Origin of the sequence: Erwinia amylovora (genome assembly GCF_017161565.1) — a bacterium.
Lineage (GTDB): Bacteria > Pseudomonadota > Gammaproteobacteria > Enterobacterales > Enterobacteriaceae > Erwinia > Erwinia amylovora.
Genome location: NZ_CP066796.1, coordinates 1,157,169 through 1,183,104, shown reverse-complemented (window position 1 = coordinate 1,183,104; position 25,936 = coordinate 1,157,169). Strand labels below are relative to the sequence as shown.

27 protein-coding genes are annotated in these 25,936 nt (G+C 53.7%); 9 read left to right on the top strand and 18 right to left on the bottom strand.

Annotated elements, in window-relative coordinates; translation table 11 throughout:
• Positions 1–44 precede the first annotated feature (44 nt).
• The 4 genes from dacA to lipA all read left to right on the top strand — a co-directional run bounded on the left by dacA (position 45) and on the right by lipA (position 3,585).
• Positions 45–1,259, top strand: coding sequence for a D-alanyl-D-alanine carboxypeptidase DacA (dacA, locus tag JGC47_RS05500; RefSeq protein ID WP_013035939.1), 1,215 nt, complete (start codon positions 45–47; stop codon positions 1,257–1,259).
• 166 nt (positions 1,260–1,425) lie between these two features.
• Positions 1,426–1,689, top strand: coding sequence for a DUF493 family protein YbeD (gene ybeD / locus JGC47_RS05495; RefSeq protein ID WP_004156617.1), 264 nt, complete (start codon positions 1,426–1,428; stop codon positions 1,687–1,689).
• An 80-nt stretch (positions 1,690–1,769) separates the two neighbouring features.
• On the top strand, positions 1,770–2,423 hold the full coding sequence (gene lipB / locus JGC47_RS05490; RefSeq protein WP_013035938.1) for a lipoyl(octanoyl) transferase LipB: 654 nt from the start codon (positions 1,770–1,772) through the stop codon (positions 2,421–2,423).
• A 196-nt stretch (positions 2,424–2,619) separates the two neighbouring features.
• Positions 2,620–3,585: a lipoyl synthase gene (lipA, locus tag JGC47_RS05485; protein WP_004156615.1), complete on the top strand. Its 966-nt coding sequence runs from the start codon at positions 2,620–2,622 to the stop codon at positions 3,583–3,585.
• A gap of 72 nt (positions 3,586–3,657) precedes the next feature.
• Here the strand turns inward: lipA and tatE are convergent, their stop codons facing one another.
• From tatE to ltnD, 10 genes are all read right to left on the bottom strand, one after another.
• Positions 3,658–3,846, bottom strand: coding sequence for a twin-arginine translocase subunit TatE (gene tatE, locus JGC47_RS05480; RefSeq protein ID WP_004161917.1), 189 nt, complete (start codon positions 3,844–3,846; stop codon positions 3,658–3,660).
• 104 nt (positions 3,847–3,950) lie between these two features.
• Complete coding sequence (locus JGC47_RS05475) at positions 3,951–4,739, bottom strand: deaminated glutathione amidase (RefSeq protein ID WP_004156613.1); 789 nt, start codon at positions 4,737–4,739, stop codon at positions 3,951–3,953.
• A 443-nt stretch (positions 4,740–5,182) separates the two neighbouring features.
• Positions 5,183–5,392 carry a transcription antiterminator/RNA stability regulator CspE gene (cspE, locus tag JGC47_RS05470; RefSeq protein ID WP_004156612.1) on the bottom strand — a complete coding sequence of 70 codons (210 nt, stop codon included), beginning with the start codon at positions 5,390–5,392 and terminating at the stop codon, positions 5,183–5,185.
• Positions 5,393–5,542: 150 nt separating this feature from the next.
• Complete coding sequence (gene pagP, locus JGC47_RS05465; RefSeq protein ID WP_013035937.1) at positions 5,543–6,112, bottom strand: lipid IV(A) palmitoyltransferase PagP; 570 nt, start codon at positions 6,110–6,112, stop codon at positions 5,543–5,545.
• A gap of 1,065 nt (positions 6,113–7,177) precedes the next feature.
• Positions 7,178–7,336, bottom strand: coding sequence for a GntT/GntP/DsdX family permease (locus JGC47_RS05460; RefSeq protein WP_274597123.1), 159 nt, complete (start codon positions 7,334–7,336; stop codon positions 7,178–7,180).
• 161 nt (positions 7,337–7,497) lie between these two features.
• A complete protein-coding gene (locus JGC47_RS05455; RefSeq protein WP_229023891.1) occupies positions 7,498–7,665 on the bottom strand; it encodes a hypothetical protein in 168 nt (55 codons plus the stop codon).
• Between the two features lie 198 nt (positions 7,666–7,863).
• Entirely contained in the window at positions 7,864–8,640 is a 777-nt protein-coding gene (locus JGC47_RS05450; RefSeq protein WP_004156603.1) for an HPr family phosphocarrier protein, read from the bottom strand.
• A gap of 2 nt (positions 8,641–8,642) precedes the next feature.
• Positions 8,643–9,266 (bottom strand): 3-oxo-tetronate 4-phosphate decarboxylase, encoded by a 624-nt coding sequence (otnC, locus tag JGC47_RS05445; RefSeq protein ID WP_004156600.1) that lies wholly within the window; start codon positions 9,264–9,266, stop codon positions 8,643–8,645.
• Positions 9,263–10,525: a 3-oxo-tetronate kinase gene (gene otnK, locus JGC47_RS05440; RefSeq protein WP_004156599.1), complete on the bottom strand. Its 1,263-nt coding sequence runs from the start codon at positions 10,523–10,525 to the stop codon at positions 9,263–9,265. The genes otnC and otnK overlap by 4 nt, the downstream gene beginning before the upstream one ends.
• A complete protein-coding gene (ltnD, locus tag JGC47_RS05435) occupies positions 10,525–11,439 on the bottom strand; it encodes an L-threonate dehydrogenase (protein ID WP_004156598.1) in 915 nt (304 codons plus the stop codon). The genes otnK and ltnD overlap by 1 nt, the downstream gene beginning before the upstream one ends.
• 305 nt (positions 11,440–11,744) lie before the next feature.
• Between ltnD and ygbI the strand changes: the two genes are divergently transcribed.
• Both ygbI and JGC47_RS05425 read left to right on the top strand, forming a co-directional pair.
• The gene (gene ygbI / locus JGC47_RS05430) at positions 11,745–12,506 is read left to right on the top strand and encodes a DNA-binding transcriptional repressor YgbI (RefSeq protein WP_004156597.1); all 762 of its coding nucleotides are present in this window, start codon (positions 11,745–11,747) and stop codon (positions 12,504–12,506) included.
• 169 nt (positions 12,507–12,675) lie between these two features.
• Positions 12,676–12,924: a hypothetical protein gene (locus JGC47_RS05425; protein ID WP_004156596.1), complete on the top strand. Its 249-nt coding sequence runs from the start codon at positions 12,676–12,678 to the stop codon at positions 12,922–12,924.
• Positions 12,925–13,112: 188 nt separating this feature from the next.
• On the opposite strand, the gene JGC47_RS05420 is transcribed toward JGC47_RS05425, so the two are convergent.
• Positions 13,113–14,213 (bottom strand): hypothetical protein, encoded by a 1,101-nt coding sequence (locus JGC47_RS05420; protein WP_004156593.1) that lies wholly within the window; start codon positions 14,211–14,213, stop codon positions 13,113–13,115.
• A 1,238-nt stretch (positions 14,214–15,451) separates the two neighbouring features.
• Between JGC47_RS05420 and JGC47_RS05415 the strand changes: the two genes are divergently transcribed.
• The 3 genes from JGC47_RS05415 (at position 15,452) to JGC47_RS05405 (ending at position 18,331) form a co-directional block, all read left to right on the top strand.
• Positions 15,452–16,876 (top strand): cytochrome ubiquinol oxidase subunit I, encoded by a 1,425-nt coding sequence (locus JGC47_RS05415; protein ID WP_004156589.1) that lies wholly within the window; start codon positions 15,452–15,454, stop codon positions 16,874–16,876.
• Position 16,877: 1 nt separating this feature from the next.
• On the top strand, positions 16,878–17,885 hold the full coding sequence (gene cydB, locus JGC47_RS05410) for a cytochrome d ubiquinol oxidase subunit II (RefSeq protein WP_004156588.1): 1,008 nt from the start codon (positions 16,878–16,880) through the stop codon (positions 17,883–17,885).
• Positions 17,886–18,076: 191 nt separating this feature from the next.
• The gene (locus JGC47_RS05405) at positions 18,077–18,331 is read left to right on the top strand and encodes a glycine zipper domain-containing protein (RefSeq protein WP_004156587.1); all 255 of its coding nucleotides are present in this window, start codon (positions 18,077–18,079) and stop codon (positions 18,329–18,331) included.
• A 138-nt stretch (positions 18,332–18,469) separates the two neighbouring features.
• Here JGC47_RS05405 and arnF read toward each other — a convergent pair whose 3' ends face one another.
• From arnF to arnB, 7 genes are read right to left on the bottom strand one after another with little or no spacing between them, the layout of a single operon-like run.
• The gene (gene arnF / locus JGC47_RS05400) at positions 18,470–18,853 is read right to left on the bottom strand and encodes a 4-amino-4-deoxy-L-arabinose-phosphoundecaprenol flippase subunit ArnF (RefSeq protein WP_004156586.1); all 384 of its coding nucleotides are present in this window, start codon (positions 18,851–18,853) and stop codon (positions 18,470–18,472) included.
• Positions 18,853–19,188 carry a 4-amino-4-deoxy-L-arabinose-phosphoundecaprenol flippase subunit ArnE gene (gene arnE, locus JGC47_RS05395; protein WP_004156584.1) on the bottom strand — a complete coding sequence of 112 codons (336 nt, stop codon included), beginning with the start codon at positions 19,186–19,188 and terminating at the stop codon, positions 18,853–18,855. The genes arnF and arnE overlap by 1 nt, the downstream gene beginning before the upstream one ends.
• The gene (gene arnT, locus JGC47_RS05390; protein WP_004156583.1) at positions 19,176–20,837 is read right to left on the bottom strand and encodes a lipid IV(A) 4-amino-4-deoxy-L-arabinosyltransferase; all 1,662 of its coding nucleotides are present in this window, start codon (positions 20,835–20,837) and stop codon (positions 19,176–19,178) included. The genes arnE and arnT overlap by 13 nt, the downstream gene beginning before the upstream one ends.
• Positions 20,838–20,847: 10 nt before the next feature.
• On the bottom strand, positions 20,848–21,738 hold the full coding sequence (gene arnD / locus JGC47_RS05385; protein ID WP_004156582.1) for a 4-deoxy-4-formamido-L-arabinose-phosphoundecaprenol deformylase: 891 nt from the start codon (positions 21,736–21,738) through the stop codon (positions 20,848–20,850).
• Positions 21,735–23,717, bottom strand: coding sequence for a bifunctional UDP-4-amino-4-deoxy-L-arabinose formyltransferase/UDP-glucuronic acid oxidase ArnA (gene arnA / locus JGC47_RS05380; RefSeq protein WP_004156581.1), 1,983 nt, complete (start codon positions 23,715–23,717; stop codon positions 21,735–21,737). The genes arnD and arnA overlap by 4 nt, the downstream gene beginning before the upstream one ends.
• Complete coding sequence (gene arnC, locus JGC47_RS05375) at positions 23,714–24,691, bottom strand: undecaprenyl-phosphate 4-deoxy-4-formamido-L-arabinose transferase (protein ID WP_024015194.1); 978 nt, start codon at positions 24,689–24,691, stop codon at positions 23,714–23,716. The genes arnA and arnC overlap by 4 nt, the downstream gene beginning before the upstream one ends.
• Position 24,692: 1 nt before the next feature.
• Entirely contained in the window at positions 24,693–25,832 is a 1,140-nt protein-coding gene (gene arnB / locus JGC47_RS05370; RefSeq protein ID WP_004156580.1) for a UDP-4-amino-4-deoxy-L-arabinose aminotransferase, read from the bottom strand.
• Between the last annotated feature and the right edge of the window lie 104 nt (positions 25,833–25,936).

The window sequence follows — 25,936 nt, the reverse complement described above, 5'->3', positions numbered from 1 at the left end:
AGTCACTTTTATTAACCTGGCCAATGGATGTTATCGTCCTTAACATGAACAATCTGAACTCGTCCCGACTGCTTAAACGCCTGACTGCAGGCATGCTGATTGCTCTCAGCCTCAACGTTGTCGCCTATGCCGACGATGTCAACATCAAAACCATGATCCCGGGCGTGCCAGAAATTGACGCGGAAGCCTATATTCTGATCGATTACAACTCAGGGAAAGTGCTGGCAGAAAAGAATGCTGATGCGCGCCGCGACCCGGCAAGCCTGACGAAAATGATGACCAGCTATGTCATCGGCCAGGCGATAAAGGCGGGTAAAATTCACCAGGATGATAGGGTTACCGTGGGTAAAGATGCCTGGGCAACCGGCAACCCGGTATTCAAAGGTTCCTCCCTGATGTTTCTTAAGCCGGGCGACCGCGTGCCGGTTTCTCAGTTGACGCGCGGGATAGTATTGCAATCAGGCAACGATGCCTGTGTGGCAATGGCCGATTATGTTGCCGGCAGCCAGGATACGTTTGTTGGACTAATGAACAACTACGTAAAGGCCCTGGGCCTGCAAAACACGCATTTCCAGACGGTGCATGGCCTGGATGCCGAAGGTCAGTACAGCTCTGCGCGCGATATGGCGCTGATTGGCCGCGCACTGATCCGTGATGTGCCTGATGAATATGCGGTCTATCATGAGAAAGAGTTTACCTTTAACAATATTCGCCAGATGAACCGAAACGGTCTGCTTTGGGACACCAACCTTAACGTTGACGGCATCAAAACTGGCCACACAGAGTCTGCGGGCTATAACCTCGTTGCCTCTGCGACTGAAGGCCAGCAGATGCGCCTGATCTCGACGGTGATGGGTGGCCATACTTATAAAGGTCGCGAAACCGAAAGCAAAAAGCTGCTGACCTGGGGCTTCCGTTTCTTTGAAACCGTGGCACCGCTCAAGGCTGGTAAAGAGTTCGCTTCAGAACCGGTATGGTTTGGCAACAGCGACCGCGTTCAACTGGGTGTTGAAAAAGACGTTTACCTCACCATCCCGCGCGGCCGGATGAAGGATCTGAAAGCCAGCTATACGCTAAGCAACACCGAACTGCATGCACCCTTGCAGAAAAATCAGGTCATTGGCACCATCAACTTCCAGCTGGACGGCAAAACCATTGAACAGCATCCGCTGGTGATTTTGAATGATATGCCTGAAGGCGGTTTCTTTGGTCGTATCGTTGACTACATCAAGCTCATGTTCCATCACTGGTTTGGTTAATCCGCTGCGCTTTGAAGGACCGATCGGCGATCGGTCCCTGGCGCATCGTCAGCGTACATCGCTTGAAATTCATTGCCAGTATCCCCATATTGTCAGCTATCTACCCAGTCTTTTATTTGTAAACTCCCGCTGTGGCGGGAGCCTTAGTGGTGTCACCGGAGTCTAAATGAAAACCAATCTCAAAGAACTGCTCGAATTCCCTACGTCTTTTACCTATAAAGTGATGGGACTGGCACAGCCTGAGCTGGTCGATCAGGTGGTTGAAGTGGTGCAACGTCATGCCCCGGGTGATTACTCTCCAGAGGTCAAGCCCAGTAGCAAAGGCAACTATCATTCTGTATCCATCACCGTTACCGCAACGCATATCGAACAGGTGGAAACCCTTTATGAAGAATTGGGTAACATCGAAATTGTACGAATGGTGCTGTAAGCAATGATATGGGGCAAGCTGGTTCTTGCCCTGCACCAGCGATATACTGCCTGCCTCTTTATCCAACCGGACTGCCCGTTTTGTCGCCAGATACTCTGATTATCCGCCAGCTGGGCCTGCAGCCCTGGGCGCCCGTTTCCCTTGCCATGCACCAGTTTACCGACCAGCGTAATGATCAAACACCAGATGAAGTCTGGTTGGTGGAACATCTTCCGGTGTTCACCCAGGGACAGGCGGGAAAAAGCGAACACCTGCTCATGCCCGGCGATATTCCGGTGATGCAGAGCGACCGGGGCGGCCAGGTCACCTACCACGGGCCGGGTCAGCAGGTGATGTATGTGATGATCAATCTGAAACGGCGAAAAATGGGCGTGCGTCAGTTGGTTTCAGCAATCGAGCAGACGGTCATCGACACGCTGGCGGCTTTTTGCGTGAACGCCACCGCGCGCGCCGATGCGCCAGGCGTCTATGTGGATGAAAAAAAAATCTGCTCGCTTGGCCTGCGCATCCGCCAGGGCTGTTCGTTTCATGGCCTGGCGCTCAACGTCAATATGGATCTAACGCCGTTCGGTCGTATCAATCCCTGTGGTTATGCCGGCCTGAAGATGACCCAGCTGGCGCAGCAACAGCCAGATGTAACGCTGACTGAAGTACAGCCGGTATTAATTGCCAACTTTACCCGACAGCTGGCAATTAGCGACATTTATTGGAGCGAAAGCACCCAACTGCCGTAATCTGAGAAAACGCTGAAGCGGCTTTACAATTCTGCAACGCTTTCTCGCAAGGTCAGGCTGAATCTGCTGCGATGAGGTGATATAATTTACGCGCTTCATCAAATAAAGTTGAAAATCACCAACACATTGAGTGTTTTACGGCTGCGTTATTCTGAAACCAGTGGCTGTCGCATTCCAACCTGGAACCAGCAAGAATATGAGTAAACCGATCGTGATGGAACGCGGTGTCAAATACCGCGATGCAGACAAAATGGCGTTGATTCCGGTGAAAACCGTGGCGACTGAACGTAAGGAAATTTTACGTAAGCCTGAATGGATGAAAATCAAGCTGCCCGCCGACTCCAGCCGTATCCAGGGAATCAAAGCTGCGATGCGGAAAAATGGTCTGCACTCCGTTTGCGAAGAGGCTTCCTGCCCTAACCTTGCTGAGTGTTTTAACCACGGTACGGCCACTTTTATGATCCTTGGGGCCATTTGCACCCGGCGTTGCCCGTTTTGCGACGTAGCACACGGTCGGCCGATGGCACCGGACGCCAGCGAGCCGGGTAAACTGGCACAGACTATCGCCGATATGGCCTTGCGCTATGTGGTTATTACCTCGGTGGACCGTGATGACCTGCGCGATGGCGGCGCTCAACACTTTGCTGACTGTATCAGCGCTATTCGGGAAAAAAACCCGTCGATCAAAATCGAAACGCTGGTGCCGGATTTCCGTGGGCGTATGGATCGCGCACTGGAGATACTCACCGCCACGCCGCCGGATGTGTTTAACCACAATTTGGAAAACGTTCCACGCGTCTACCGCCAGGTGCGACCCGGCGCGAATTACGACTGGTCGCTGAAGCTGCTGGAGCGCTTTAAAGAAGCTCACCCGGAAATCCCCACAAAATCAGGTTTGATGGTTGGACTGGGTGAAACCAATGCTGAGATCGTTGAAGTGATGCGCGATCTGCGCCGCCACGGCGTTACCATGCTGACCCTTGGCCAGTATCTTCAGCCCAGCCGCCACCATTTGCCGGTTCAACGCTATGTCAGCCCAGCGGAATTTGACGAAATGAAAGCAGCGGCCGTAGACATGGGCTTTACCCATGCGGCATGCGGGCCGTTTGTGCGCTCATCATATCATGCCGATATGCAGGCTAAAGGGCTGGAAGTAAAATAACGCCGCTGGCGAAAAAAAACGGATGACTTTTCAGTCATCCGTTTTTTTTACTGCCCAGTGACTCTTTATCAGCTACCTGCCCGGTTTTTTTTCGTCTGAGCCGGTGTGGCGTGCGCCGCCGTCATCGTCATTCATTGCCTTTTTAAAGCCTTTAATCGCCGATCCCAGATCCCCACCAAGAGTGCGCAATTTTTTTGTGCCAAATAACAGGACAATTAACGCACCGACGATCAATAATTTAGCAAGACTGATACCTTCCATTTTCTACCTTCTGTAAGCAAACCGACCGTCAATACGGTCTCAAAACACAGGTATTTACACTCGCTAAAGAAAGCAATTCAAGCCGGTGCTGTAACAAAATATGTTTATAACAGCTGCGGTGGAGCAAAGCGCCTGTTTGCCAGAACCGGTAGAGCGCGGCGGGCTTCGGCGATCCGCTGCGCATCGATTTCGGCCACCACCAGCGCCGGCCCCTCCGCAGCCTGAGCAACAATGACCCCGAGCGGATCAACCACCATGCTGTTACCGATATTACGCGGACCGCATTCCCCTGCCGCTGCAACATAACAGGTGTTTTCAAGCGCGCGCGCGCTGACCATAACCTGCCAGTGCATCTCTTTAAGCGGCCCTCTGACCCAGGCAGAAGGCAGCACCAGCAGGTCAGCGCCGTCCAACACCAGTCGCCGTGCCAGTTCCGGGAAACGGATGTCATAGCAGATCATCAGTCCGACGTTGATCCCATCGACATCCACCAGCGGCGGTATGCCATCGCCCGCAGTCACGCTGCGCGATTCTTGCAAAGTAAATGCATCATAAAGATGCAACTTATCGTAGCGGGCTATAATCCTGCCCTGGCGAATGACAACCAGCGCGTTGACAACACGCCCGTCACCATCCGGCACATGCACGGTGAACACGGTCGTCAGGGTATCAGACAGGCTGCCAGCCAATAGCAACCGCAGAAACGGCCCGTCGACAGATTGTGCGGCTTTTATACCCCATTCCGGGTCGGCAATATCACGAGCTGACACCGCCTCCGGCAATACCAGTAAGCGAGCACCTTGCTGATGCGCCTGATCCATCAAACCGAGGCAGATATCGGCATTTTCCTGCCACTCGCGTTTAACCGCGAACTGGCCTAAAGCCACTTTCACTATGAATTTCTCCTGACGCCGCGATTTGCTGGCTCTCCGCAGCGCGAGTTAAGGAGCGCACGGAGAAGTTTATGACCAGCATATAAGCTGCTTAACAGCATAGCAGCGAGGATGAGCAAAGCAAAATCTCAGTTTCTGTGGCTCATCTTTGCGCCACCACATCCCCTGCCTGCTGTCACTTAATTTAATGTTTCCTTAATATTATCACATTAGACTGGCTATCTTTTGGTCGAACAGGATTAATAAGATGATCTGGCTGCCGCGCACCCGAAACGAATGTCTTGCCACGGTGATAACAGGTGTTGCAACGGGTATCTGGCTGGTGCAGTTTTTTAGCCGTTAGTGATTCAGGGCGGATAGGTTAGCGTCAGGCCACCCCGGTCACCGAATCGCAGATAAAAAAAACCCGCCATCAGGCGGGTTTTAAAATTCTATCTGATAACTTAAATAGCGGCAACGTTAGCAGCAGATGGGCCTTTGGCACCGTTGGTGATTTCGAACTCTACGCGCTGACCTTCAGCCAGAGTTTTGAAACCGTTGCTCTGGATGGCAGAGAAGTGTACGAACACATCTTTGCTACCATCTTCAGGAGTAATGAAACCGAATCCTTTGGACTCATTAAACCACTTAACGCTACCTTTAATCTTAGACATCAATATTACCTTTACATGAAAAATGGACACTAAACTGTGTCGCTAGTTAGTACAGCAATTGCGGAGGCTTTTGTCCAGTCGCCGACGAAGAAAAAGTGATAAATATCGTTTTTTTTTTTCATACCTTATCTTCTCGCCAGCCTATCCCGATCAGAACTGCCAGCGCAGCCAGGCGAAATAGACGTTACCGTTGTTATAAGTTCCTGGAATATATGTCATTTGAAAATTTGCAGCCCCATAACCTATTGAAGCTAAGGGTAACAGCAACGGAATGGGAATATAATTCCAGTTATCGCGCATCGTCACCCCGGCGGTATAGCCCAGCCCGAAATGAAAATCGGGATCGTTTAACGGACGCCAGGTCTTTTCCCAGCCGTAACCGCCAATTGGCTCCCATTTGTTAAAGGAGTCCTTAAATGCCATCAGATAGATACCGTTCCAGTTGCCCTTTTCGTCATAACGTGACATGCCGCCGCCGGCTCCCCAGGGACGTTCATTGTATCTGTCGATTTTGTCTGCATCGTAAGTCCAGCGGTTATGCCAGGTGAGGGCAGGCATATACAGGTCAAAGGTTTGCGGTTCGTTCCACGTCTGGCTAACACTATTGCTGAAGCTATGCCAGCTTGTGGAAATTCCGTGCACCAAAGTGGCCGCATGAGCACTCTTCAGCCCCAGACAGTTGAGCAGCATCAGTAAGTACAGGACGGATTTGAGTTTCATTGTGGTTTTACAGCTCCCTGGAAAATGTGTGACACAGCACACAAAAAGGCCGCGCATGTCGGGCCATGTTATTTCTCAATTATAAAAAAGTGGCCTAAACGCACCTTGAACAGTCGATTAGCCTGACTTATCAGTAACCTCTATCAACTAATCATTATGATTTCGTTAGATAAGTCAAATCCGTAACACCTCGTCCCTGCGGATTCTAAACCAACGAAAAAAAGTTTCCAGCGGACAGCATGTTTATGCTCTTTTTGCGCCATCACTCCTCGCTCGTATTAGTTGATCTGGATCATTAAAACCCATGATTTTTATGTAATCCAGCGCCAAAAAGCGCGTTGAGAATACATTTTTTATTAATAAATCGCTAATTAACATCATGTTGCGTGAATAGCGCCCCTGGCTTTTTTAGTAAATTTTATTTATGGATCTCTGTATAAAATTTGTTAAGATATTTCTGAAGAAATCGTTTGCATGGTAAGCAAGGGGGATGAAGATGCTAAGGTGCAGCAGATGTGGTTGTCGCAGATTTATTTTCACAAAGCGCGGTGACCGATACGGTGAACATCACGGCGCTATCTGCGCTGCCTGTCATAAATGCATGAATGTCGCTGACCTTTCAGTTCGCTCACCGGCTATAAGGGCAGCCTGTGGAAAAACAGATATCCACAATGCCGCCGAGCGCTGTTACAGCGTCAAACTGCAACATTCATGATGTAACAAGCATGCGCATACCGCTGCTTCAGTTCCTCAGGCAGCAACGTTTAGCGCTTTAGCATCGTGAACCGTTAACTCTGCAGAAGGGTAGATCGGGGCCGGACTACGGATGACAAGACGGGGATCCCGTTTCAGTTTTAGAAAATAAGTCAGACACGCCGATGTTAGTCAGTAGATTTGAAATCAAACCTTCGCCATAATCCACCGTCATCTTCAGTTCGTTGCCTCACTCAGTGTTAAATCCGCCAAGACTTTTTCAAGTAAGTGCATGACAGGATTAGATTTACTCCCCGTAATTTATTCTTTGCTTTTGATAATCACTCTCCCGCGGTAAAGTCAAAAGCCATCTTATGTAAATCCGGTGAATGCCATCACCGGGGTCAGCACGGTCCGGGTTCTAAGCCCGTCAGCGGCGGACTGGTCAGGAAAGCGGGTAACCAGCCAAAACTCCGCATCGTTCATATGTGGCAGCCCCCGGCCGCCAAAACAAGCGGATAGCGTAACCAGTACCAGCAGCCAGTCACTCAGGCCACTGACCGCCTGAGTGACTGGCTGCTGGTTGTCAATCTCGCCACGACATCACAAAAGACGGGAATGCTTAAGTTAAGCGCCGCAACGCTTTGTTTTCACCGAGGCGCTGTGCCAGTACTTCCGCCCCGCCGGAAAACTCAATGATTGCTCCCGCCAACGCACCCAACGTAATACCAGTGGTGACCGATCCCAGCCCCCGGCAACGTTCGCCTGCAGGTTATTATCAGCCGGAATGCCGGTGCCATCGCGACCAGCAGGCTAACCACCAGCAAAGCAACAAACGGATGCACTTTGGCTTTAATCACCAGCAGCAATATCGGTACGCTGCCTACGGCAGCGCTTAACAACAGGGCCTTAGTCGTTTAATTGACCTCACAGGATTTTATTGTTTTGCACGCCTGAGGCGCATTCACAGCCGGCTTCGCGCTGTTGTGGTCCGATCACGGCCGCAACAACCCGCGCCACGAGCCGTAGCCCGCCGCGTTGATCGAGAGAGGTTGTGTTTAATTAAAAGCGGTTAGCCAGCCTAACCCAGCCAGCGTGGTGGTGCGCGGAAAATATTCGCAGCCAATCCAGCCCTGATAACCGCTGCTGTCGAGCAGTTCAAACAGCCAGGGAAAATTAACTTCACCTTCATCCGGCTCATGGCGGTCCGGCACTGAGGCAATCTGGATATGTTGATAACGACCGATGTAGTTAACGATCAGATGGCTCAGGTTACCGTCCACCAGCTGCGCGTGATACAGATCGAGCTGAATGAAAACCCCTGGCCGGTCTATGCGCTTTACCATCTCCAGCACCTGATACTGGCTGGAGTAAAGATAGTCAGGTTTGGTTTCGGGATTGAGTGCTTCGAGTAAAATGCGGATATCGTGCCGGGCAAAACGTTCAGCGGCGTAGCGCACATTGTCGATGAAGGTTCGACAATAAGCTTCGCGATCTGCGTCTTTTGGCACCACCCCTGCCATAATGTGTACCTGGTGGCTTTCAAGCGCAAGCGCATATTCCAGTGCGCGGTCGATATCACGTCGGGCTTCAGCTTCACGACCGGGAATAGCGGAAACGCCCCACTCTCCGGCAGCTGTGTCACCAGGTGCGGTATTAAATAACACCAGTTCCAGCTGATGACGGGTTAACGCCTGCTTTAATTCTGCGAGCTGATAGTCGTAGGGAAAGAGGAATTCCACAGCGCGAAACCCGGCTTTTGCCGCAGCTTCGAAACGTTGCAGGAACGGGATTTCGGTAAACAGGGTCGATAAATTGGCAGCAAACTTAGGCATATTCAGCTCCTTAATTCGGCCACTTCGTCAGCGTTAAGGTAGCGTATCGGGCGGTCGCCCAGGGTAAATATCAGCCGGGCTGTCTCTTCCAGCTCTTCGGCATTATCCGCCGCTTCACGCAGAGTTTCCCCCACCACCACCGGGCCGTGATTGGCCAGTAGAAACGCCTTATGATGAGGTGCTAACTGCGCCAGATCTTCGGCCAGTCGCACGTCGCCAGGGCGGTAATAAGGCACCACAGGCACCGCGCCAACGCGCATCACCACATACGGCGTGAAGGGACGAATACAGTTTTCAGCATCCAGCCCTTGCAGACAGGAAAGTGCCGTTAAATACAGACAGTGCAGATGCACAATCGCCCCGCAGTCAGGTTTATTCGAATATATGGCGCGATGGAAGCTAATCTCTTTTGAAGGTATGTCCCCGGAGATCCATTCCCCTCGCGCCGTCACTTTTGATAAACGCTGCGCCTTAAGCTCCCCGAGGCAACAACCGGTTGGCGTCGCCAGCAGCGTGCCATCGGCAAGACGCATCGACAGATTACCAGCCGAACCGGTGGCATAACCGCGCCGGAAAAAAGAGGCCCCCAGCTGAATCATCTCTTCGCGCGCGTGCTGTTCCGTCATACTGAAAACTCCCTCTGTGCTTGTGCAAAGAAATCTTCGCCGCCAAAATTCCCGGACTTCAGCGCCAGTGATACCGGCTGCTGTACCGCACGTACCCAAGGTACGCCGGGTGAGATAGCCGGGCCGATATAAAAAGCGTCTATCGCCAGCGACTGTGTTACCACGCCTGAGGTCTCGCCCCCGGCGACGATGAAGCGCTGCCAGCCACGCTGCTGTAGCTCGCGTGCTACGGCGGCAAACAGCTGTTCGACCGCGTCGCTGCTGCGCTTTGCACCGAAACGCTGCTGAACAGATCGCAGCCGGTCCGGTCCGGCGGTGGCATAAAGCAGGGGTGCCAGCACATCTTCCTTATGCTGTACGACCCAGTCACAAAGCTCCCTGACATAAGCCTCATGCTGATGTAGGGCGCGTTCAACATCGATACGTTGCGCGGCCGCCTGCTGACGATAGCGCGCCACCTGGCGCTGCGTCATCTCTGAGCACGAGCCTGAAATCACCACGGCATATTGCCCTTGCGGCGCACCTGCCGCCTGCGTATGGCAGCGGTCTGGTGCACCTCTCTGCCACCAACGCGCCAGGCCAATGGCCAGGCCGGATCCCCCGGTCAGCAGCCGCATATCGCTTAGCGCTTCGCCCTGAGTTAACAGATGCTGCTCGTGCAGTGCATCCAGCACTACATAGTTTATGCCCTGCTCAGCCAGCGCACCCAGCGCCGCCCGCACCGCCTCCGCTCCCCGGTCGATGGTCTGGCTGCAGATCAAGCCAGCTTTGCCGCTGGCCTGGGCTTCTATCAGGCGTAACAGGCTGTTTTCGGTCATGGGCGTTAGCGGATGATGGCGCATACCCGAATCACCCAGCAGCTGATCCTTTACAAACAGATGGCCCTGGTAAACGGTACGACCGTTAACGGGTAACGCCGGGGAAAGCACAGTCTGAGATTCGCCGAGTGCTTGCAGCAACGCATCGGTTACCGGGCCAATATTGCCTTTGGCGCTACTGTCGAATGTCGAGCAGTATTTAAAGTAGAAGCGCTCACAGCCGTGCTGTTGCAACCAAACCAGCGCCTGCAGCGAATCGTTTACCGCTTTTTCAGGCGGGCATGAACGGGATTTCAGGCTGACCACCAGCGCATCCGCGCTAATCTGACGAGCTTCAGCAGGCACACCGTTAAACTGCACGGTGGACATGCCGTTTTGCACCAGAAAACTGGCAATGTCCGTTGCTCCGGTAAAATCATCCGCAATCACTCCCAGACGCATTATTCAGACTCCGGTTGGGTTGGCAGAGAGATACCGCTGAAAATTTTGATGGCCGCGCTGTCATCTTCGCGACCACAGCCCGCATTGCTGGCAGAGGTGGAAATATTTAACGCAGTGGATGCCAGCGGCGGCGGAAAGCGCCGCTCTCTGGCCGTGTTGATCATCAGTCCGGGGTCTTTGACAAAAATATCAACCGCTGACGTTGGCGAGCCGTCACCATCGACAACGTGACGCGTGCGGTTTTCGAACATCCAGGCGTTCCCCGCTGCGGTTATTACCCCCTCAAACAAAGTAGCAAGGGGGATACCGGCTCGGGCAGCCAGCGCTGTCGCTTCTGCACCAGCAGCGATATGCACACCGGCCGGTAACGGGTGGATCATCTTCACCGTTGCACCCTGGCCAGTTTCACTGCCGATACGGTAGACTTTAGACGCAACCGCAGCCAGCATCGGCTGCAGCTGTGCAAAAGCCCGGTCACTGCCTGATGCCATCAGCGTCATCTCGCCTTTTGCCGCTTTCACTGCTCTGCCAGACACCGGATCATCCGTCACAATCAGCTGATGCGCTGTCAGCTGCTGTTCAATGTGCTGTGCATCCTGTGAAGACAAGATAGCAGAGACCATCACTGCCGTACCCGATGTTAATCGTGCGGCATGACCACTTTCTGCAAACAGGATCTGCTTGACCTGAGCCGCATTAACCATTAGCCGCAACACCGCATACGGGTCGGTGGCAACAGTATCGGCACGAGTATCTGCCCCTTGCTCCCCGCTGTCGCGCTGGGTTTGCAAAGCCTGCTGATGAAGTTCTACACCCCAAATTTCAAGGCCCGCGTTAAAAACAGATTGCGCTGCCCCCATGGCCACTGAGCCAGGGCCAATCGCACAGGCATACAATGAAGTTGCTTTAGACACAGGCCCCCATATTAATTCTGGTGATTATTTGTTGTAATATGTTAGCTGCAGCGACCGCATCCGCTTTTATTAGTGATAAACTTCACATCAGATAACACAGGCAAGGGTTATTTCACAAAAATCAACAACAACAAGAATGGTGTTCTTCACTTTTTTTTCTGTTGATATTCAAAGAGATAATGCTTGTGCACACGCGATTGGGCCGCGATCCCCTGCTCTTAAAATAGCTGAAAATTTTGGTGCACAGCGCCGGGCCGCTCTTTACACTTTGGCTGAGATTCTCTGTCAAACCCTCAGGAGTAGTCATGATCCCGGTTGAACGTCATCAACAAATAGTCGCGCTGGTGCAGCTGCGTGGCGTGGTAAGTATTGCTGAGTTATCCGAACGGCTGGCCGTCTCTCATATGACGATCCGTCGCGATCTGCAAAAACTGGAAGAACAGGGAGCCGTACTGCTGGTTTCCGGCGGGGTGCGCTCAACCGAGCGGCTCTCCAGCGAACCTTCGTACCTGGATAAAACCAGCATGTACAGTCTGCAGAAACAGGCAATTGGTGCTGCCGCCGCACGCAATATACCGCATAACAGCTGTATTTACCTGGATGCCGGCACCACCACGCTGGCGCTGGCTCGTGAACTGGGAATACGAGACGATCTGCTGATCGTGACCAATGATTTCGTCATCGCCAACCTGCTGATTGACAGCAGCCAGTGTCGAATGATCCATACAGGTGGCAAATTATGTCGAAACAATCGCTCCTGCGTTGGGGAAGCGGCGGCTCAGACAATACGCGGACTTTCGTTAGATATTGCGTTCATTTCCGCTTCTTGCTGGGGCATGCGGGGCATATTCACCCCTGACGAAGAAAAAATTGCCATAAAGCGTACGGTAAGTGAAATCAGCAGTAAACGTGTACTGCTGGCCGACAGCTCAAAATACAATAAAATAGCCACCTTCCTCGCGCTGCCTCTCACCCGTTTTGACCACATCATTACCGATGCCCAACTGCCGGATAGCGCGCGGCAGGAACTGAGAACACACGATATTGAGGTCACGCTCGCCGGGTAACAGAGCGTATTTATCAAATAAAAATATTTTATCGACAGCGGTCACGATCTTCTATTTTTGTTACGCGCATTCTTAGAGAAGTGTGAGCTGAGTCGTTAAACTTATCAGAATGGTTATGGACTCACCTGCTGCCTTTTCCACTGAGACGCAAACGTGACCAGGAGTGATTATGAGCACTATAAATACCAGTATGGGTCGTTACTGTATCAAAGCGGATAATGCAGGCGACCATATCCAGGGATCGATTGCCATTAACGATGAAGGAGGTACTCAACTGACCCGGCAGGAATTCAGTGAGCACTACCTTGATGATGTTATTAATAATGTCGTCTTTCCGGTGACCGGCGGTAATCGTGTTATTGCAAACGCAATACGAGAGCAGATGATCAATGCGGGCTTCGCCCAATCGCATCGATAATGCAACTTATGGTAACAGGAGACGAACAATACGCCCCGCCCCATCTGGCTACAACAGATCAAAATACTCGCTGTAAGTCGATTTAACCGCCCCCTGGCAAAAAAGCAGTGGCACAAACGCCGTCAGCGGCACAAAGAAGTCAGGGCAGCCGTTTCGACAACAGAGATAACCAGCGTCAACAAACGATTTTAGGCTGTTTCTGTCGGTGGCTGCGGGTATTTCGTCGATTCAGTCAATGACTCTTGCACACGCATTGTGCTCATGTTGCCCGAATTTTGGCGTACCTGAAAAACCGGGGCAACCAGAAACAGCAGCATGCTGGCTGACATCGCGCAAACCAGCAAACTGAGCAGCCCTGGCCAGCCTTCTCCCGCTGTCATTCCTGTCATGATCAGCGAAAGCAGAAAAATGCCTGTCAGCGTGATACTTACTGGCCAGATATTGACGATACCCATATAACCTATGGCCATTCTTGTCGGCTTCGCTGCTAACTTTGCCGCCTGATTTGCGGCATCGATCTTCTGCTGAAGCGCCTGTAAATCAACACAGGGAGCGATAAAATCCTGAGCGGCCTGCGGATGGTGCAGCTCGGCGAAAATAAGGTCAGTGGCCGGGAATTTTTGCGGCCAGCGGTCGCTTTGGACACCATAACGGGTAAGCACCGGTAAGGTGATGCGCGGCCAGTGAACCGCCTGCAAATAACGGTCGTTGAGTACCACCCAACTTTGTCGGGTAGCCCCTTTAGTTACATGGTAAATCTTGAAGCGGTCGGCAGGTGGGTAATTTAACCCGGTAACTCTGGCAGTGATAAAGGGGATATGGCGCTGTCGGCAGTAGTTAACCCGGCTTTGTCCCTGCACCGCAAGCAGCAATGCCAGCGAAGAAATAAAATAATACGACGTGCCGTCAGCAGCGTGGTCTCCGGCAAGGTGTTCACGCAATTTCTCTTCACTGTTGCCAGTAAGGTGCTCTGGCCACCAGCGCCAGCTGCGGCCAATTACCCGTTCAACCGGCACCTGCCAGATGCCCGGAGGTGCGTTTTCAGACGGCAAGGCGGCAAACGGAAGAATTTTACTAAAGAAGGTTAAAGCATCATCCGGGCCGTTCCATTCACCGCCGGCCTCCAGGCCGTGCAAATTTCCCGTCAGCTCCCCCCAGCCCTGTTTTCCCAGCACATCGATCTGATATTTTGTATCTGCCAACCGCTTGCCCAGCTGAAGTATATCGGCAGGGATAGCCGTCAAATCCAGAAATGGTGCAGGACTGGTTTCGCTGTGTTCACTTTGCATGCTGAGTTTGTCCTGAAGAGAGGTTTTTATCTCAGAAAATTTGGCTTTAGTAAAAAATACCGAAATATCAATGCAATAATATATCTGGCAGCGGGCAGAATTAGCAATAACCGTTGTGAAAATCACCCAGTTATTCGGTCTTTGCGCATAAACGAGAATAAGTTAAGCACCGTACCGGGCCTGTGCTCTGCCACAGTCGCTAATGAGGCATATTCACCCGCTCATGCTGTTCGAGCAGAGAAAAACTTGTTTTAACCCCACCGCGGTAAAAACAGGGCAAATGCCCCTTTATTTGCAGCAAGATTGACCCGCGCTGGCCACCAGCAACGATCTACCGATCACCCCAGCTGCCAGTACCAGTGCGGGTAAACGTGCCTGGCGTATAGCCGCCGTCACGATCGCCATATTGCCCGGGCCGGGACTGCCCGTGCCAGACAACTAAGCAGCGTAAGCGAGTCACCCGTTATCTCAGGATCCATCACTATCAGGCGCAGTCACCGCACTAAGTTAAGGCAGTTATAAATCTGTAACTCACTGTGAGCCTCTGCGTTATGCCGTGCATGAATAGGTGATTTTTTGATTTCAAACAGGTAAAACCCAAAAAAATGTCTTTTTTTGTAAAAAAATAATTCTAAATAAATATTTTTGGGTATGAAAACCTTAACATTTACAGGCCAATTCTTAGCACCACCCGCGCGCCTGTAGAGTGAAATTACCAACCCCAGACGGAATGAGTGAGCGTGAATTTAGTAGGCAAACGCGTAACACCCCTACAACATCCTTGCTAAAAACCGTGCGATATCTCCGGCTTGTTATATCATTAAGACGTTAGTATCTTCTTTTAATAACTTTAATTTCCGTTGAACCTGTCAATGGCTGGAAATACTGAAGAATCATCATTTCAGGTAGCAGGGAAAGCAGCTTAACAGATGACACAAACCAGATGTTCAAAGGCCCGTAAAACACATAAATATTACATTAAAGCATCAAGATGGAATGTAATTTTAACATTACAGCACTAATATTTAACCTCGTCGCGAAACAATTACTCGTATTAATCGCTACTGTTATACCCCGAATCAATATTACTGTAGCTACTTCTTCATAAGCTTTGGTTTTAGGATCAACGCTTCGATGAGAAGTCCCATGTTAATGACCTCCCTGATGCTGAAAATGTCATATCTTTATTAACCGTGGGTAAAAAAATATAGGCAGTTTATGTTAGAACGAGGTAAGCAATGTTTGGATTAGATGCGTTTCATCTTGCCAGGATACAGTTCGGTTTTACTGTCGCCTTCCACATCCTCTTCCCGGCTATCACCATCGGCCTGGCCAGCTTCCTGGCCGTGCTGGAAGGACTGTGGCTGAAATCAAAAAACGAGGTATATCGTGACCTCTACCATTTCTGGTCGAAAATTTTCGCCGTCAACTTCGGTATGGGCGTGGTTTCCGGACTGGTGATGGCCTATCAGTTTGGCACCAACTGGGCCGGCTTTTCGCAGTTTGCCGGCAGCATAACCGGCCCACTGTTGACTTACGAAGTGCTTACAGCGTTCTTCCTTGAAGCAGGCTTCCTTGGCGTAATGCTGTTTGGCTGGAACCGTGTCAGCCGTGGCCTGCACTTCTTCGCCACCTGCATGGTGGCGATCGGCACCCTTATTTCTACGTTCTGGATCCTCGCTTCAAACAGCTGGATGCAAACCCCGCAGGGCTATGCTCTGCAAAACGGCATCGTCGTACCGACCGACTGGCTGGCAATTGTCTTCAACCCTTCATTCCCTTACCGCCTGTTGCATATGTCCGTTGCAGCGTTCCTGGTCACCGCATTCTTTGTCGGCGCATCCGCCGCCTGGCATTTGCTGCGTAAAAATGACACCCCGGCAGTACGTAAAATGCTGTCGATGGCGCTGTGGATGGCGCTGATCGTCTCGCCAATACAGGCAATGATCGGGGATGCGCATGGTCTGAATACGCTTGAGCACCAGCCAGCAAAAATTGCGGCGATTGAAGGACACTGGGAAAACCAGCCGGGAGAAGCCACCCCGCTTATCCTGTTCGGCCTGCCGGATATGAAGGAAGAGCGCACCCGGTACGCGCTGGAAATTCCCTACCTCGGTAGCCTGATCCTCACCCATAGCATTGACAAACAAATTCCGGCCCTGAAAAGCTTCCCGCCACAAGATCGCCCCAACTCCACCGTGGTGTTCTGGTCATTCCGCGTGATGGTCGCGCTGGGGATGTTGATGATCCTGGTCGGCGTGCTTAGCCTGTGGATGCGTCGTGGACAACGCCTTTATACGTCGCGTCCGTTCCTGTGGTTCGTGCTGCTAATGGGGCCATCGGGCCTGATTGCGCTGGTCGCAGGCTGGATCACTACCGAGATAGGCCGTCAGCCGTGGGTGATTTATGGCTTGCTGCGCACCCGTGATGCCGTATCGTTGCACAGCACCCTGCAGATGAGCATCAGCCTGATTGTCTTCCTGGTGGTCTATTTCTGCGTGTTTGGCATTGGTTATACCTACCTCGCTAACCTGATCAGGAAAGGCCCGCAGCAAGGTGAAGGCGGTCACACACCGGATGGCGGTCCAGGCACTTCCCATACTCCAGCACGCCCGCTGTCTGCAGTGCAGGAAAAATTAACGTCGCAGCAGGAGGATAAGTAAAGTGGGAATCGATCTCTCAGTTATCTGGTTTACTATCATCATCTTCGCCACCCTGATGTATATCATCATGGATGGCTTCGATCTCGGGATTGGTATCCTTTTTCCGTTTAACAAAGATCCGGTTGAGCGCGACATGATGGTCAACACCGTTGCCCCGGTATGGGACGGCAACGAAACCTGGCTTATCCTCGGCGGCGCTGGCCTGTTTGGTGCTTTCCCGTTAGCGTATGCGGTGATTACCGATGCACTGGCTGCCCCGCTGACGATTATGCTGATCGGCCTGATATTCCGTGGCGTGGCATTTGAATTTCGCTTCAAGGCCACCGAGGAGCATCGCCCTTTTTGGGATAAAGCGTTTATCGGCGGCTCTTTCGTTGCCACCTTCAGCCAGGGCGTGGTACTGGGTGCGGTGATTAACGGTCTGGAGGTCACTGGCCGCACCTACAGCGGCCCGGAACTGGTATGGCTGACGCCGTTTAACCTGTTCTGCGGCGTGGGGCTGGTGCTGGCTTATGCCCTGTTGGGTAGCACCTGGCTTATTATGAAAACGGAAAATGAGTTGCACCGCAAAATGACCGCGCTGACTAAGCCATTGCTGATCGCCCTGCTGGCGGTGATTGCCATCGTCAGCGTCTGGACACCGCTGGCGCACGCGGACATTATGCAACGCTGGTTCAGCCGCCCCAACCTGTTCTGGTTTATGCCGGTGCCGGTACTGGTGCTGGCGGCCGGCTGGGGGCTTTGGCGCGCGTTAAGCCGCCATGCGCACTACACGCCATTCCTGCTGACGCTGGCGCTGATGTTTCTTGGCTTTACCGGACTTGGCATTAGCATCTGGCCGAATATCATTCCGCCAGCCATCACTATCTGGGACGCTGCATCGCCGCCGCAGAGCCAGGGCTTTATGCTGGTCGGCGGCCTGCTGATCATTCCGGTGATCCTGGTGTACACCTTCTGGAGTTATTACGTTTTCCGCGGCAAAATCAAGGCGGACGCCGGTTATCACTGATATTCGCCAGGGCGAACCGCCGGGTTCGCCCTACTTCACCACCAGAAACCACCGCGGCGCCGTCAACCGCTTCAGCCAATAAAAACTGCCGCCTGGTCATATTTTTACACAAAAACGTTGCGGCAAAATTCGAGCGATGGTCTACGCTTACAGTTCTGATTGAGAGAAGTCATGCCATCAAAGGAGGCACAATGAGTCTGTTTGATAAAGCTAACGATAAAGCACAAGAAGCCGTCGGCAAAGGTCAGGAAGAGTTGGGCAAAGCCGTAGACTCGCCGGAGCATGAACTGAAAGGCAAAGTACGCCAGCACGCGGCAAAAGCCTCTTATGCTGTTGATGATGCGCTGGACTGCGTAAAAACGAAAACTCAGGATGCACCGCTGGTATCACTGGCTATCGCCGCCGGTGTCGGCTTCCTGGCAGCTAAGTTGCTGGGCCGCCGTTAAGTTTAATTTGCATGATGATAAGCGCCCTTTACGGGCGTTTTTTTATCTCTGTTTATCTCGCCCGCCGGGCTGGATCGGCAAACCTTCATTTTCGGCACCGCCTGCGCGGAACTGTTACTGCTATCCGGAAGCGTTCTGTCAGCGCGCTTTTGCCGCCGGCCAGCACAGCAACAGCAGCCCGCCAACGATCAGGCTTGCCCCAGCCAGCTTGCCCCAGAGAAAAGCTTCGTTGATGCCTGGCAGCCACAGTGCGGCCAGCCATACCAACAGATAGCTCACGCTGAGCAACGGATAAGCGCGGCCTAGCGGCATACGTTTCAGCGCCAGCAACCAGCACAGCATCGACAGCCCGTAGACCAGCAGTCCCAGCAACAGCGCCGCTGTTGGCACCGGCATATTGCCTGGCGCAGAAAGAAACTCCGGCAGCTGACTGATATCAGGCAGCTGCACCATTGCCCATTTCAATAACAGCTGTGCGAGGCTCACCAGCACAACGCTGGCTGACGCAAATAGTAGCCCCATCAGGTGTAGCTCCCCATTATGGCTACGCCAGCCACAATCAGTAGCACGCCGATCGCCTGGCGCAGTGAAAAGCTTTCACGCCATAGCCAGCGCGCGGCCAGGGTAACAAAAATGAAATTCAGGCTTAGCATCGGGTAGGCTACGCCAACCGGCACCGTCTGCAGTACCCGCAGCCACAGCAACATTGCCAGCCCCAGCAAAAAAATGCCGATCGCCAGCCATATCAGCATAACACGGCGACCACTACGCTGGTGGGTAGCCTGCTTCTGGCATAGCTGCCCCGCGCAACTGAGCAGACTGGCCAGGATAATCAGCAAAGTGTTCATGGTTGCCATGAGTAGTAAACCAGTCGCAGCCGGCCGCGCTGATACTTCTGATCTGGCACCGGGATGCGCTCATCAAGCTGGCTGTTTTCATCAGACAGCTTCATCACCAGCGATACGCTGCCCAGCCGGCGGTGCTCTTTCAGCCAGTTGGGAAAATCCTCACTGGCGATAAACCGCCCTTTTGCGTCGGGATAACTCAGGCCATATTTCAGTTCACCCTGCTGACTGAACAACAGGATATCGCTGCGTTGCAGCTCCCATGCCAGCGCAGAAGCCACGCCGACTTCATTACCCAGCACGTAACGACTATGTTGTAGCTTCTGATTTATCGCGGCGATAAATGACTGCGGCTGTTTGGAGTCAATTATCCGATCGGGGATGGCGGCCGCCATAACCCATGCCAGCGCCAACGGAGATAACGCAGCCAGCCGCCAGTATCTTGCGCCGTCTGCCAGGCTGACTAAGCCGGTTAGCGCCCACCACAGGAACGCGATCGCGGCCAGCAGCACCTTGAACAGCTCAGAACGTGCATAAAGCGGATGCTGAACCACTCCCCACGGGGCCAGCACCAGTACAACGGCCAGCAGCCCCAGTAAACCGAATAGCAGATTAATTATACCGTTGGCGCTTAACGCCCGGCCTTCTGTGCCGGCCACCTTAACGCCGTGATGTGCCAGCAGTATCGCCAGCGGAGCAAAACAGGGCAGAATATAGGTCGGCAGCTTGCCTTTCGCCAGGCTGAAAAACAGCACTGGCATCACCACCCAGCAAAGCAGATAAAACGAAGCGGGGCAGGTTCTGCGTTCCCGCCAAGCGCGCCGGAGCGCACCCGGCAGCAACCCCAGCCACGGCAGCGTTCCGGCCAGCAGCACCGGCAGATAGTACCAGAACGGAGCCTTATGCTGCGCATCGGGCTGCGCAAAGCGCTGAACGTGCTCCACCCAGAAGAAATAGTGCCAGAAGTCAGGTTCCTGGCGCGCAATACTGACAGCCCAGGGAGCAGAAATAATGGCCGCGCTCAGTATCGCCAGCGGCCCGAAAAGCAGCAGCTCTCGATAACGGCGCTGCCAGAGCATCCACGGCACTATCGCCACCAGCGGTACCGCCAGCGCCAGAAACCCTTTGGTCATCAGCCCCATGCCGCACGCCAGCCCCAGCAGCAGCCAGCCCGTGACCCGCTGAAGCCTGCTGCTGGTTTGCGCGGCAAGCCAGAAGCTGCACATTGCCGCCACCATCCACAGCGTGATTATCGGGTCAAGTACGGCGTAGGTGCCCACGCCATAGACCAACAAACAGGTAAGGAATACCACCGCCGAAAGCAGCGCGGTGGAACGCTGTTGCCACATACGCAGTGCCAGCCAGTAGACCAGCAGCGCGCTCAGGGTGATGGAGAAAATCGAGCCAGAACGCACGGCAAAATGACTTCTGCCAAACAGCCACTGGCCAAGGCTGTTAACCCAGTATCCGGCTACCGGCTTTTCGAAATAGCGCAGATCAAGGAAATGCGGCACAACCCAGTTGCCGCTCACCAACATTTCACGGCCGACCTCGGCATAGCGAAACTCATCCGGCTGCCATAGCGCCCGTAACTCCGGCGGGATCAAATAGAACAACGCATAGAACAGCGGTAATAAAAGCGCATAACGGGTGTATTTCATGCTCAATCACTCAGGTTAGCTGCTGGCAGCCCAACCAGCCTTCACGACCAGGGACATTCCCCCGTACAATTTTACCCACCGGAAGCTGTGCCACATCCTGCGGCAATAACTCGCTTAGCGGACAAAAACGGATACCCCGGCGACGCGCTTCGGTTAACAAATCTGCAAACATCTCGCTAAGAGCAATGCCTTCCACCTCGGCATGAATGGTGTATACCGGTACACCCTGGTGGCGGAGGATGTTGTCGAGGATAAAACCGTTGTAATCCGCCCGGCTTACGCCGCTGCCGATCACTTCGTCCCAGGTCGGCAGCGTGACCGGGATCTGTACCGTACCGAGTCGGCCATCGGGTAACTGCGGCCGAAACGGCCGGGTGCCACGGCAGTCGCTGTTGTACACAAAATTAAAAGGCTGCCTGGCGACCACTACCCGGCCATCGGCCCGCCAGCCGGCCGCGGCAGAACAGCTGACCGGTTGACCAGCGATCTGCGCCAGTGCTTCCACGCCACGCAGTATTTCGGCGCTCAGGCGCTCCGTCGGCCAAACTCCTGCCCAGGTTTGCCAGGCAAAATGATCCCAGGCATGCAGGCCAATCTCATGCTGTTGGCTGGTCGCACGGATCACTTCCGCCAGCCCCTGACCAATGCGCCGCCCCGGCCAGGCCGTCCCGGCCAGTAAAATGTCCCAGCCGTACAAAGAGACAGCATTTGAGCGCAGCATCTTCCACAGGAAACGCGGTTTTAATAGTCGCCACAAATGGCGGCCCATATTATCCGGCCCCACGCTGAAGAAGAAGCTGCCGCGGATTTGCTGGCGATGCAATATCGACAGCAGGCGCGGCACGCCGTCACGCGTACCTCGCCAGGTATCCACGTCGATACGCAGGCCGACATCGATCATTGGGCTGCGTCTCCTGGCTCAACGTTTTGCAGGAAGAAGTCGAGCGTGTCATCGATGGTTTTATCCATCGTCACTTTTGGCTGCCAGTTGAGCAGCCGTTTCGCATTACTGATTGAGGGTTTGCGGTGTTCAACATCCTGATAACCCTTGCCGTAATAACTGCTGCTTTCCACCTCACGGAAACCGGCAAAAGGCGGGAAACGGTTGCGTAACGGGTGGCGCTCAAAACTGGCCAGCAGCTGTTCAGCCAGTTGCCTGATGCTGGCTTCGTTATCCGCATTACCGATGTTGATAATCTGGCCATCGCAGTTGTGCTGCCTGTTTTCGATGATGCGGAACAGCGCTTCAATACCGTCGTGGATGTCGGTAAAGCAGCGTTTTTGCCCTCCTCCGTCAACCAGTTTGATCGGTGAGCCTTCCACCAGATTGAGGATCAGTTGGGTGATAGCGCGCGAACTGCCGATACGCGCCGCATTGAGATTATCCAGCCGGGGCCCCATCCAGTTAAACGGGCGGAACAGGGTGAAACGCAGCCCTTCTTTATCGCCGTAGGCCCAGATAACCCGGTCAAGCAGCTGCTTGGACACCGAGTAAATCCAGCGCTGTTTATTGATCGGCCCGACCACCAGATTAGAACTGTCTTCGTCAAAGGTCGCATCGGTACACATGCCGTAAACTTCTGATGTGGATGGGAAAATAATGCGCTTTTTGTATTTCACGCAGTCGCGGATGATCTTCAGGTTTTCTTCAAAATCCAGTTCAAAAACGCGCAGCGGGTTGCGGGTATATTCTATCGGCGTGGCAATGGCAACCAGCGGCAACACCACGTCGCATTTCTTGATGTGATATTTGATCCACTCTGAGTGAATGCTGATATCCCCTTCAACAAAGTGGAACCGCTCATGGCCGATAAAGCGGCTGATGGCATCCGAACCAATATCCAACCCGTAAACGTCAAAGTTATCGTCAAGCAGCAGGCGTTCGGTCAGGTGATTACCAATAAAGCCGTTCACTCCAAGGATCAGTACACGGGTACGCCGTTGTAACACGGCCGCCGGCTGATTATGCAGCCATGCGCCAGCCACCAGCCCAAGCGTCTGAGCCAGCTGGCTGCCCTGCATATAGACGCCGCTGTCGCTCTGCCCGGTGACGATCTCCAGCGCACCCTCGGCACAGGCCACCACCAGGGGTGCCACAGAAAGGATCGTACCCGGCCTGTTCGCTGGATAATCGTGACGCACTTTTGACTGCCAGACGATGAACTTACCGGAGCCGACAAAGCTGAATGCGCCAGGCCAGGGGTCGGTCACCGCACGCACCAGGTTATGAATACGCTGCGCCGGAAGCTGCCAGTCAATACGGCCATCTTCCGGGGTACGACGGCCAACATAGCTGGCCTGGCTTTCGTCCTGAGGATGGGCGACATCACTGCCAGTGCGAATGTCCGGCAGCGTATTGGCCAGCAGCTCCCCCGCCGCCGCACACATTTTATGATGCAGCGTCAGCGCATCGTCATGGTCAGCGATAGGGACTTTGCTCTGGGCAATGATTGCCCCGGCATCGGCACGCTTCACCATGTGATGCAGCGTGACGCCGGTTTCCCGTTCACCGTTGGCCAGTACCCAGTTGAGCGGCGCCCGACCGCGGTACTTCGGCAGCAATGAGGCATGCAGATTAAAGGCACCCCGGCTGGCACTGCTGATAATGGCGTCATTCAGCATATGGCGGTAGTGGAACGAGAAGATGACGTCCGGGGCCATACTGCGGATGCGGTCAATCCATAACGGGTGATTAACATCCTCTGGTGCATACACCGGAACGCCAAGCTGTGCGGCAGTGCGTGCGACCGAAGCAAAAAAGTGATTTTCTGCGGCATCGTCCGTATGAGTGAAAATAGCGGCAATCTGATAACCCGCCTGAGCCAGTGCGCGCAGCCCGGTGCAGCCAATATCATGGTAGGCAAATACCACAGCTTTCATGATTTCTGATCCTTTATAGCATCGGCGTTGCGGCTGACAACGCGCTGAATAAAATAACGCGGACGGGCGCGCACATCGTTATAGATGCGCCCGATATACTCGCCAAGCAGCCCCATGGCGACAAACTGTGCGCCGACAAATATAAACAGCACGGCAAACAGGACAAACACGCCATCCCCCGCCCACTGCGCGCCAAGGAACAAACGCAGTGCAATCAGTAACAGGGAAAAAGCGAACCCCAATATGGCGATGATGCTGCCGAATACGCTAAGCAGGCGTAGCGGCGAGGTCGTCAGACTGGTAATCAGGTCGTACATCAGGTTGATCAGGCGCATCAGGCTGTATTTGGAATCACCAAATTCTCGTTCAGCGTGCAGAACCGGGATTTCAGTGGTGCGGCGGGCAAAGGTATTTGCCAGAATCGGAATGAAGGTGCTGCGCTCATGGCAGTGCAGCATCGCATCGATAATATGGCGGCGGTAGGCGCGCAGCATGCAGCCATAATCCCCCATCGCTTTGCCGGTGGTACGCTGGATCAGATGATTCATCATCCGTGAGGCAAATTTGCGGAACCTGCTGTCCTGGCGGTTCTGCCGCACGGTTCCCACCACGTCATAGCCCTGTTGCGCAGTTGCCACCAGGCGCGGGATCTCCTCCGGGGGATTTTGTAAATCGGCATCTAGGGTAATCACCAGATCGCCGCTGGCATGGCTGAAGCCGGCCATGATCGCCGAGTGCTGGCCATAATTGCGGTTAAGCAGCACCGCCACGATATGGCTGCCAGGCGCTTCGGCCGCTGCCGCCAGCAGCGCAGCGGAGTCGTCGCTGCTGCCGTCATCCACCAGCAGGATTTCATAGTCCAGCGTCAGCTGCGCACAGGCGGCATCGGTGCGCCGCATCAGTTCTGGCAGGCTATGCTGCTCGTTATAAACCGGGATCACTACCGACACTTTTTTTATTTCTTGCTCTGTCATATCAGCCATCCGCCAGCTTGCGTAAGGCAGCGATAACGCGATCGCAGTCGCCATCGTTCATGCCAGGAAACAGCGGAATTGAGCAGATTCGATCCGAGTTCCATTCCGTCTCCGGCAGCGAGAGCTGCGGAAAACGTTCGCGATAATATTTCTGGGTGTGCACCGCACGGAAATGTAAGCCGCTGCCGATCCCCTGCTCTTTCAGTTGCTGCATCAACTCATCGCGGCTCAGCCCGCAAGACTCGCGGTCAACGCGCAGAATAAACAGATGCCAGGCATGCCGATGCGGCCAGACGGGGCGCGCCAGAGGGAGAAACGGCGTGTCCGTCAGTTCGTCCAGATAGCGCTGCGCTATCTGCTCACGACGGGCATTATGTGCCGCCAGCTTATCCAGCTGCGCCATCGCCATCGCCGCATTGATATCTGCCAGGTTGTATTTGAAGCCAGGGGTCAGCACTTCTGCCTGGGGCGCACGCCCATGCGTCTGGCGGTCAAACGCATCCACGCCCAGGCCATGAAACTTCAGGCTACGCACGCGATCCGCCAGCGCATCATCATCGGTCACTACCATTCCGCCTTCGGCGCAGCTGATGTTTTTAATCGCATGGAAGGAGAAAATAGCGGTGCCGCTGTCACCCACATGACGCCCACGGTAGTAAGTTCCCGCCGCATGAGCCGCATCGTCGATCACCGTGATACCGTGGCGCTTACCTAACGCATGGATCGCCTCAATATCTGCCGGAGCGCCGGCGTAATGCACCGGTATAATCGCCCGGGTGCGCGCGGTGATCGCCGCTTCAACCAGCTGCGGAGTGACCATTAAGGTGTCGCGGTCAACGTCGATCATCACCGGGGTTGCCCCCAGCAGCACAATCATATTCAGGGTTGATACCCAGGTCAGCGATGGCGTAATCACCTCATCACCTGGGCCAATTCCCAGGGCCATTAGCACCACATGCATGCCTGCGGTTGCCGAGCTAACGGCAATCGCGTGACGATTGCCGGTGAGTTGACAAAATGCCTGCTCAAGTTGCTGATTTTTTGGCCCGGTGGTTATCCAGCCGCTGCGCAGTACCTCTTCAACTGCGGCCAGCTCTTCTGCACCCATCGACGGGCGCGAGAAAGGCAAAAATTCCGACATTCATTAACCTTATTAACAGTTTATAGTGCTGAAGGAGAACGGATCACCCGTATTAACGTTGATGCGTACGGCAAACGGCAACATCGCGACGGCACAGGAGGAAC

Bases quoted from the DNA above. Each gene is read 5' to 3' on its own strand.
- dacA (WP_013035939.1), top strand. From the start codon at position 45: ATGAACAATCTGAACTCGTCCCGACTGCTTAAACGCCTGACTGCAGGC.
- ybeD (WP_004156617.1), top strand. From the start codon at position 1,426: ATGAAAACCAATCTCAAAGAACTGCTCGAATTCCCTACGTCTTTTACC.
- lipA (WP_004156615.1), top strand. From the start codon at position 2,620: ATGAGTAAACCGATCGTGATGGAACGCGGTGTCAAATACCGCGATGCA.
- tatE (WP_004161917.1), bottom strand. From the start codon at position 3,846: ATGGAAGGTATCAGTCTTGCTAAATTATTGATCGTCGGTGCGTTAATT.
- cspE (WP_004156612.1), bottom strand. From the start codon at position 5,392: ATGTCTAAGATTAAAGGTAGCGTTAAGTGGTTTAATGAGTCCAAAGGA.
- pagP (WP_013035937.1), bottom strand. From the start codon at position 6,112: ATGAAACTCAAATCCGTCCTGTACTTACTGATGCTGCTCAACTGTCTG.
- JGC47_RS05450 (WP_004156603.1), bottom strand. From the start codon at position 8,640: ATGCCTAAGTTTGCTGCCAATTTATCGACCCTGTTTACCGAAATCCCG.
- otnC (WP_004156600.1), bottom strand. From the start codon at position 9,266: ATGACGGAACAGCACGCGCGCGAAGAGATGATTCAGCTGGGGGCCTCT.
- otnK (WP_004156599.1), bottom strand. From the start codon at position 10,525: ATGCGTCTGGGAGTGATTGCGGATGATTTTACCGGAGCAACGGACATT.
- ygbI (WP_004156597.1), top strand. From the start codon at position 11,745: ATGATCCCGGTTGAACGTCATCAACAAATAGTCGCGCTGGTGCAGCTG.
- JGC47_RS05425 (WP_004156596.1), top strand. From the start codon at position 12,676: ATGAGCACTATAAATACCAGTATGGGTCGTTACTGTATCAAAGCGGAT.
- JGC47_RS05420 (WP_004156593.1), bottom strand. From the start codon at position 14,213: ATGCAAAGTGAACACAGCGAAACCAGTCCTGCACCATTTCTGGATTTG.
- JGC47_RS05415 (WP_004156589.1), top strand. From the start codon at position 15,452: ATGTTTGGATTAGATGCGTTTCATCTTGCCAGGATACAGTTCGGTTTT.
- JGC47_RS05405 (WP_004156587.1), top strand. From the start codon at position 18,077: ATGAGTCTGTTTGATAAAGCTAACGATAAAGCACAAGAAGCCGTCGGC.
- arnF (WP_004156586.1), bottom strand. From the start codon at position 18,853: ATGGGGCTACTATTTGCGTCAGCCAGCGTTGTGCTGGTGAGCCTCGCA.
- arnE (WP_004156584.1), bottom strand. From the start codon at position 19,188: ATGGCAACCATGAACACTTTGCTGATTATCCTGGCCAGTCTGCTCAGT.
- arnT (WP_004156583.1), bottom strand. From the start codon at position 20,837: ATGAAATACACCCGTTATGCGCTTTTATTACCGCTGTTCTATGCGTTG.
- arnD (WP_004156582.1), bottom strand. From the start codon at position 21,738: ATGATCGATGTCGGCCTGCGTATCGACGTGGATACCTGGCGAGGTACG.
- arnA (WP_004156581.1), bottom strand. From the start codon at position 23,717: ATGAAAGCTGTGGTATTTGCCTACCATGATATTGGCTGCACCGGGCTG.
- arnC (WP_024015194.1), bottom strand. From the start codon at position 24,691: ATGACAGAGCAAGAAATAAAAAAAGTGTCGGTAGTGATCCCGGTTTAT.
- arnB (WP_004156580.1), bottom strand. From the start codon at position 25,832: ATGTCGGAATTTTTGCCTTTCTCGCGCCCGTCGATGGGTGCAGAAGAG.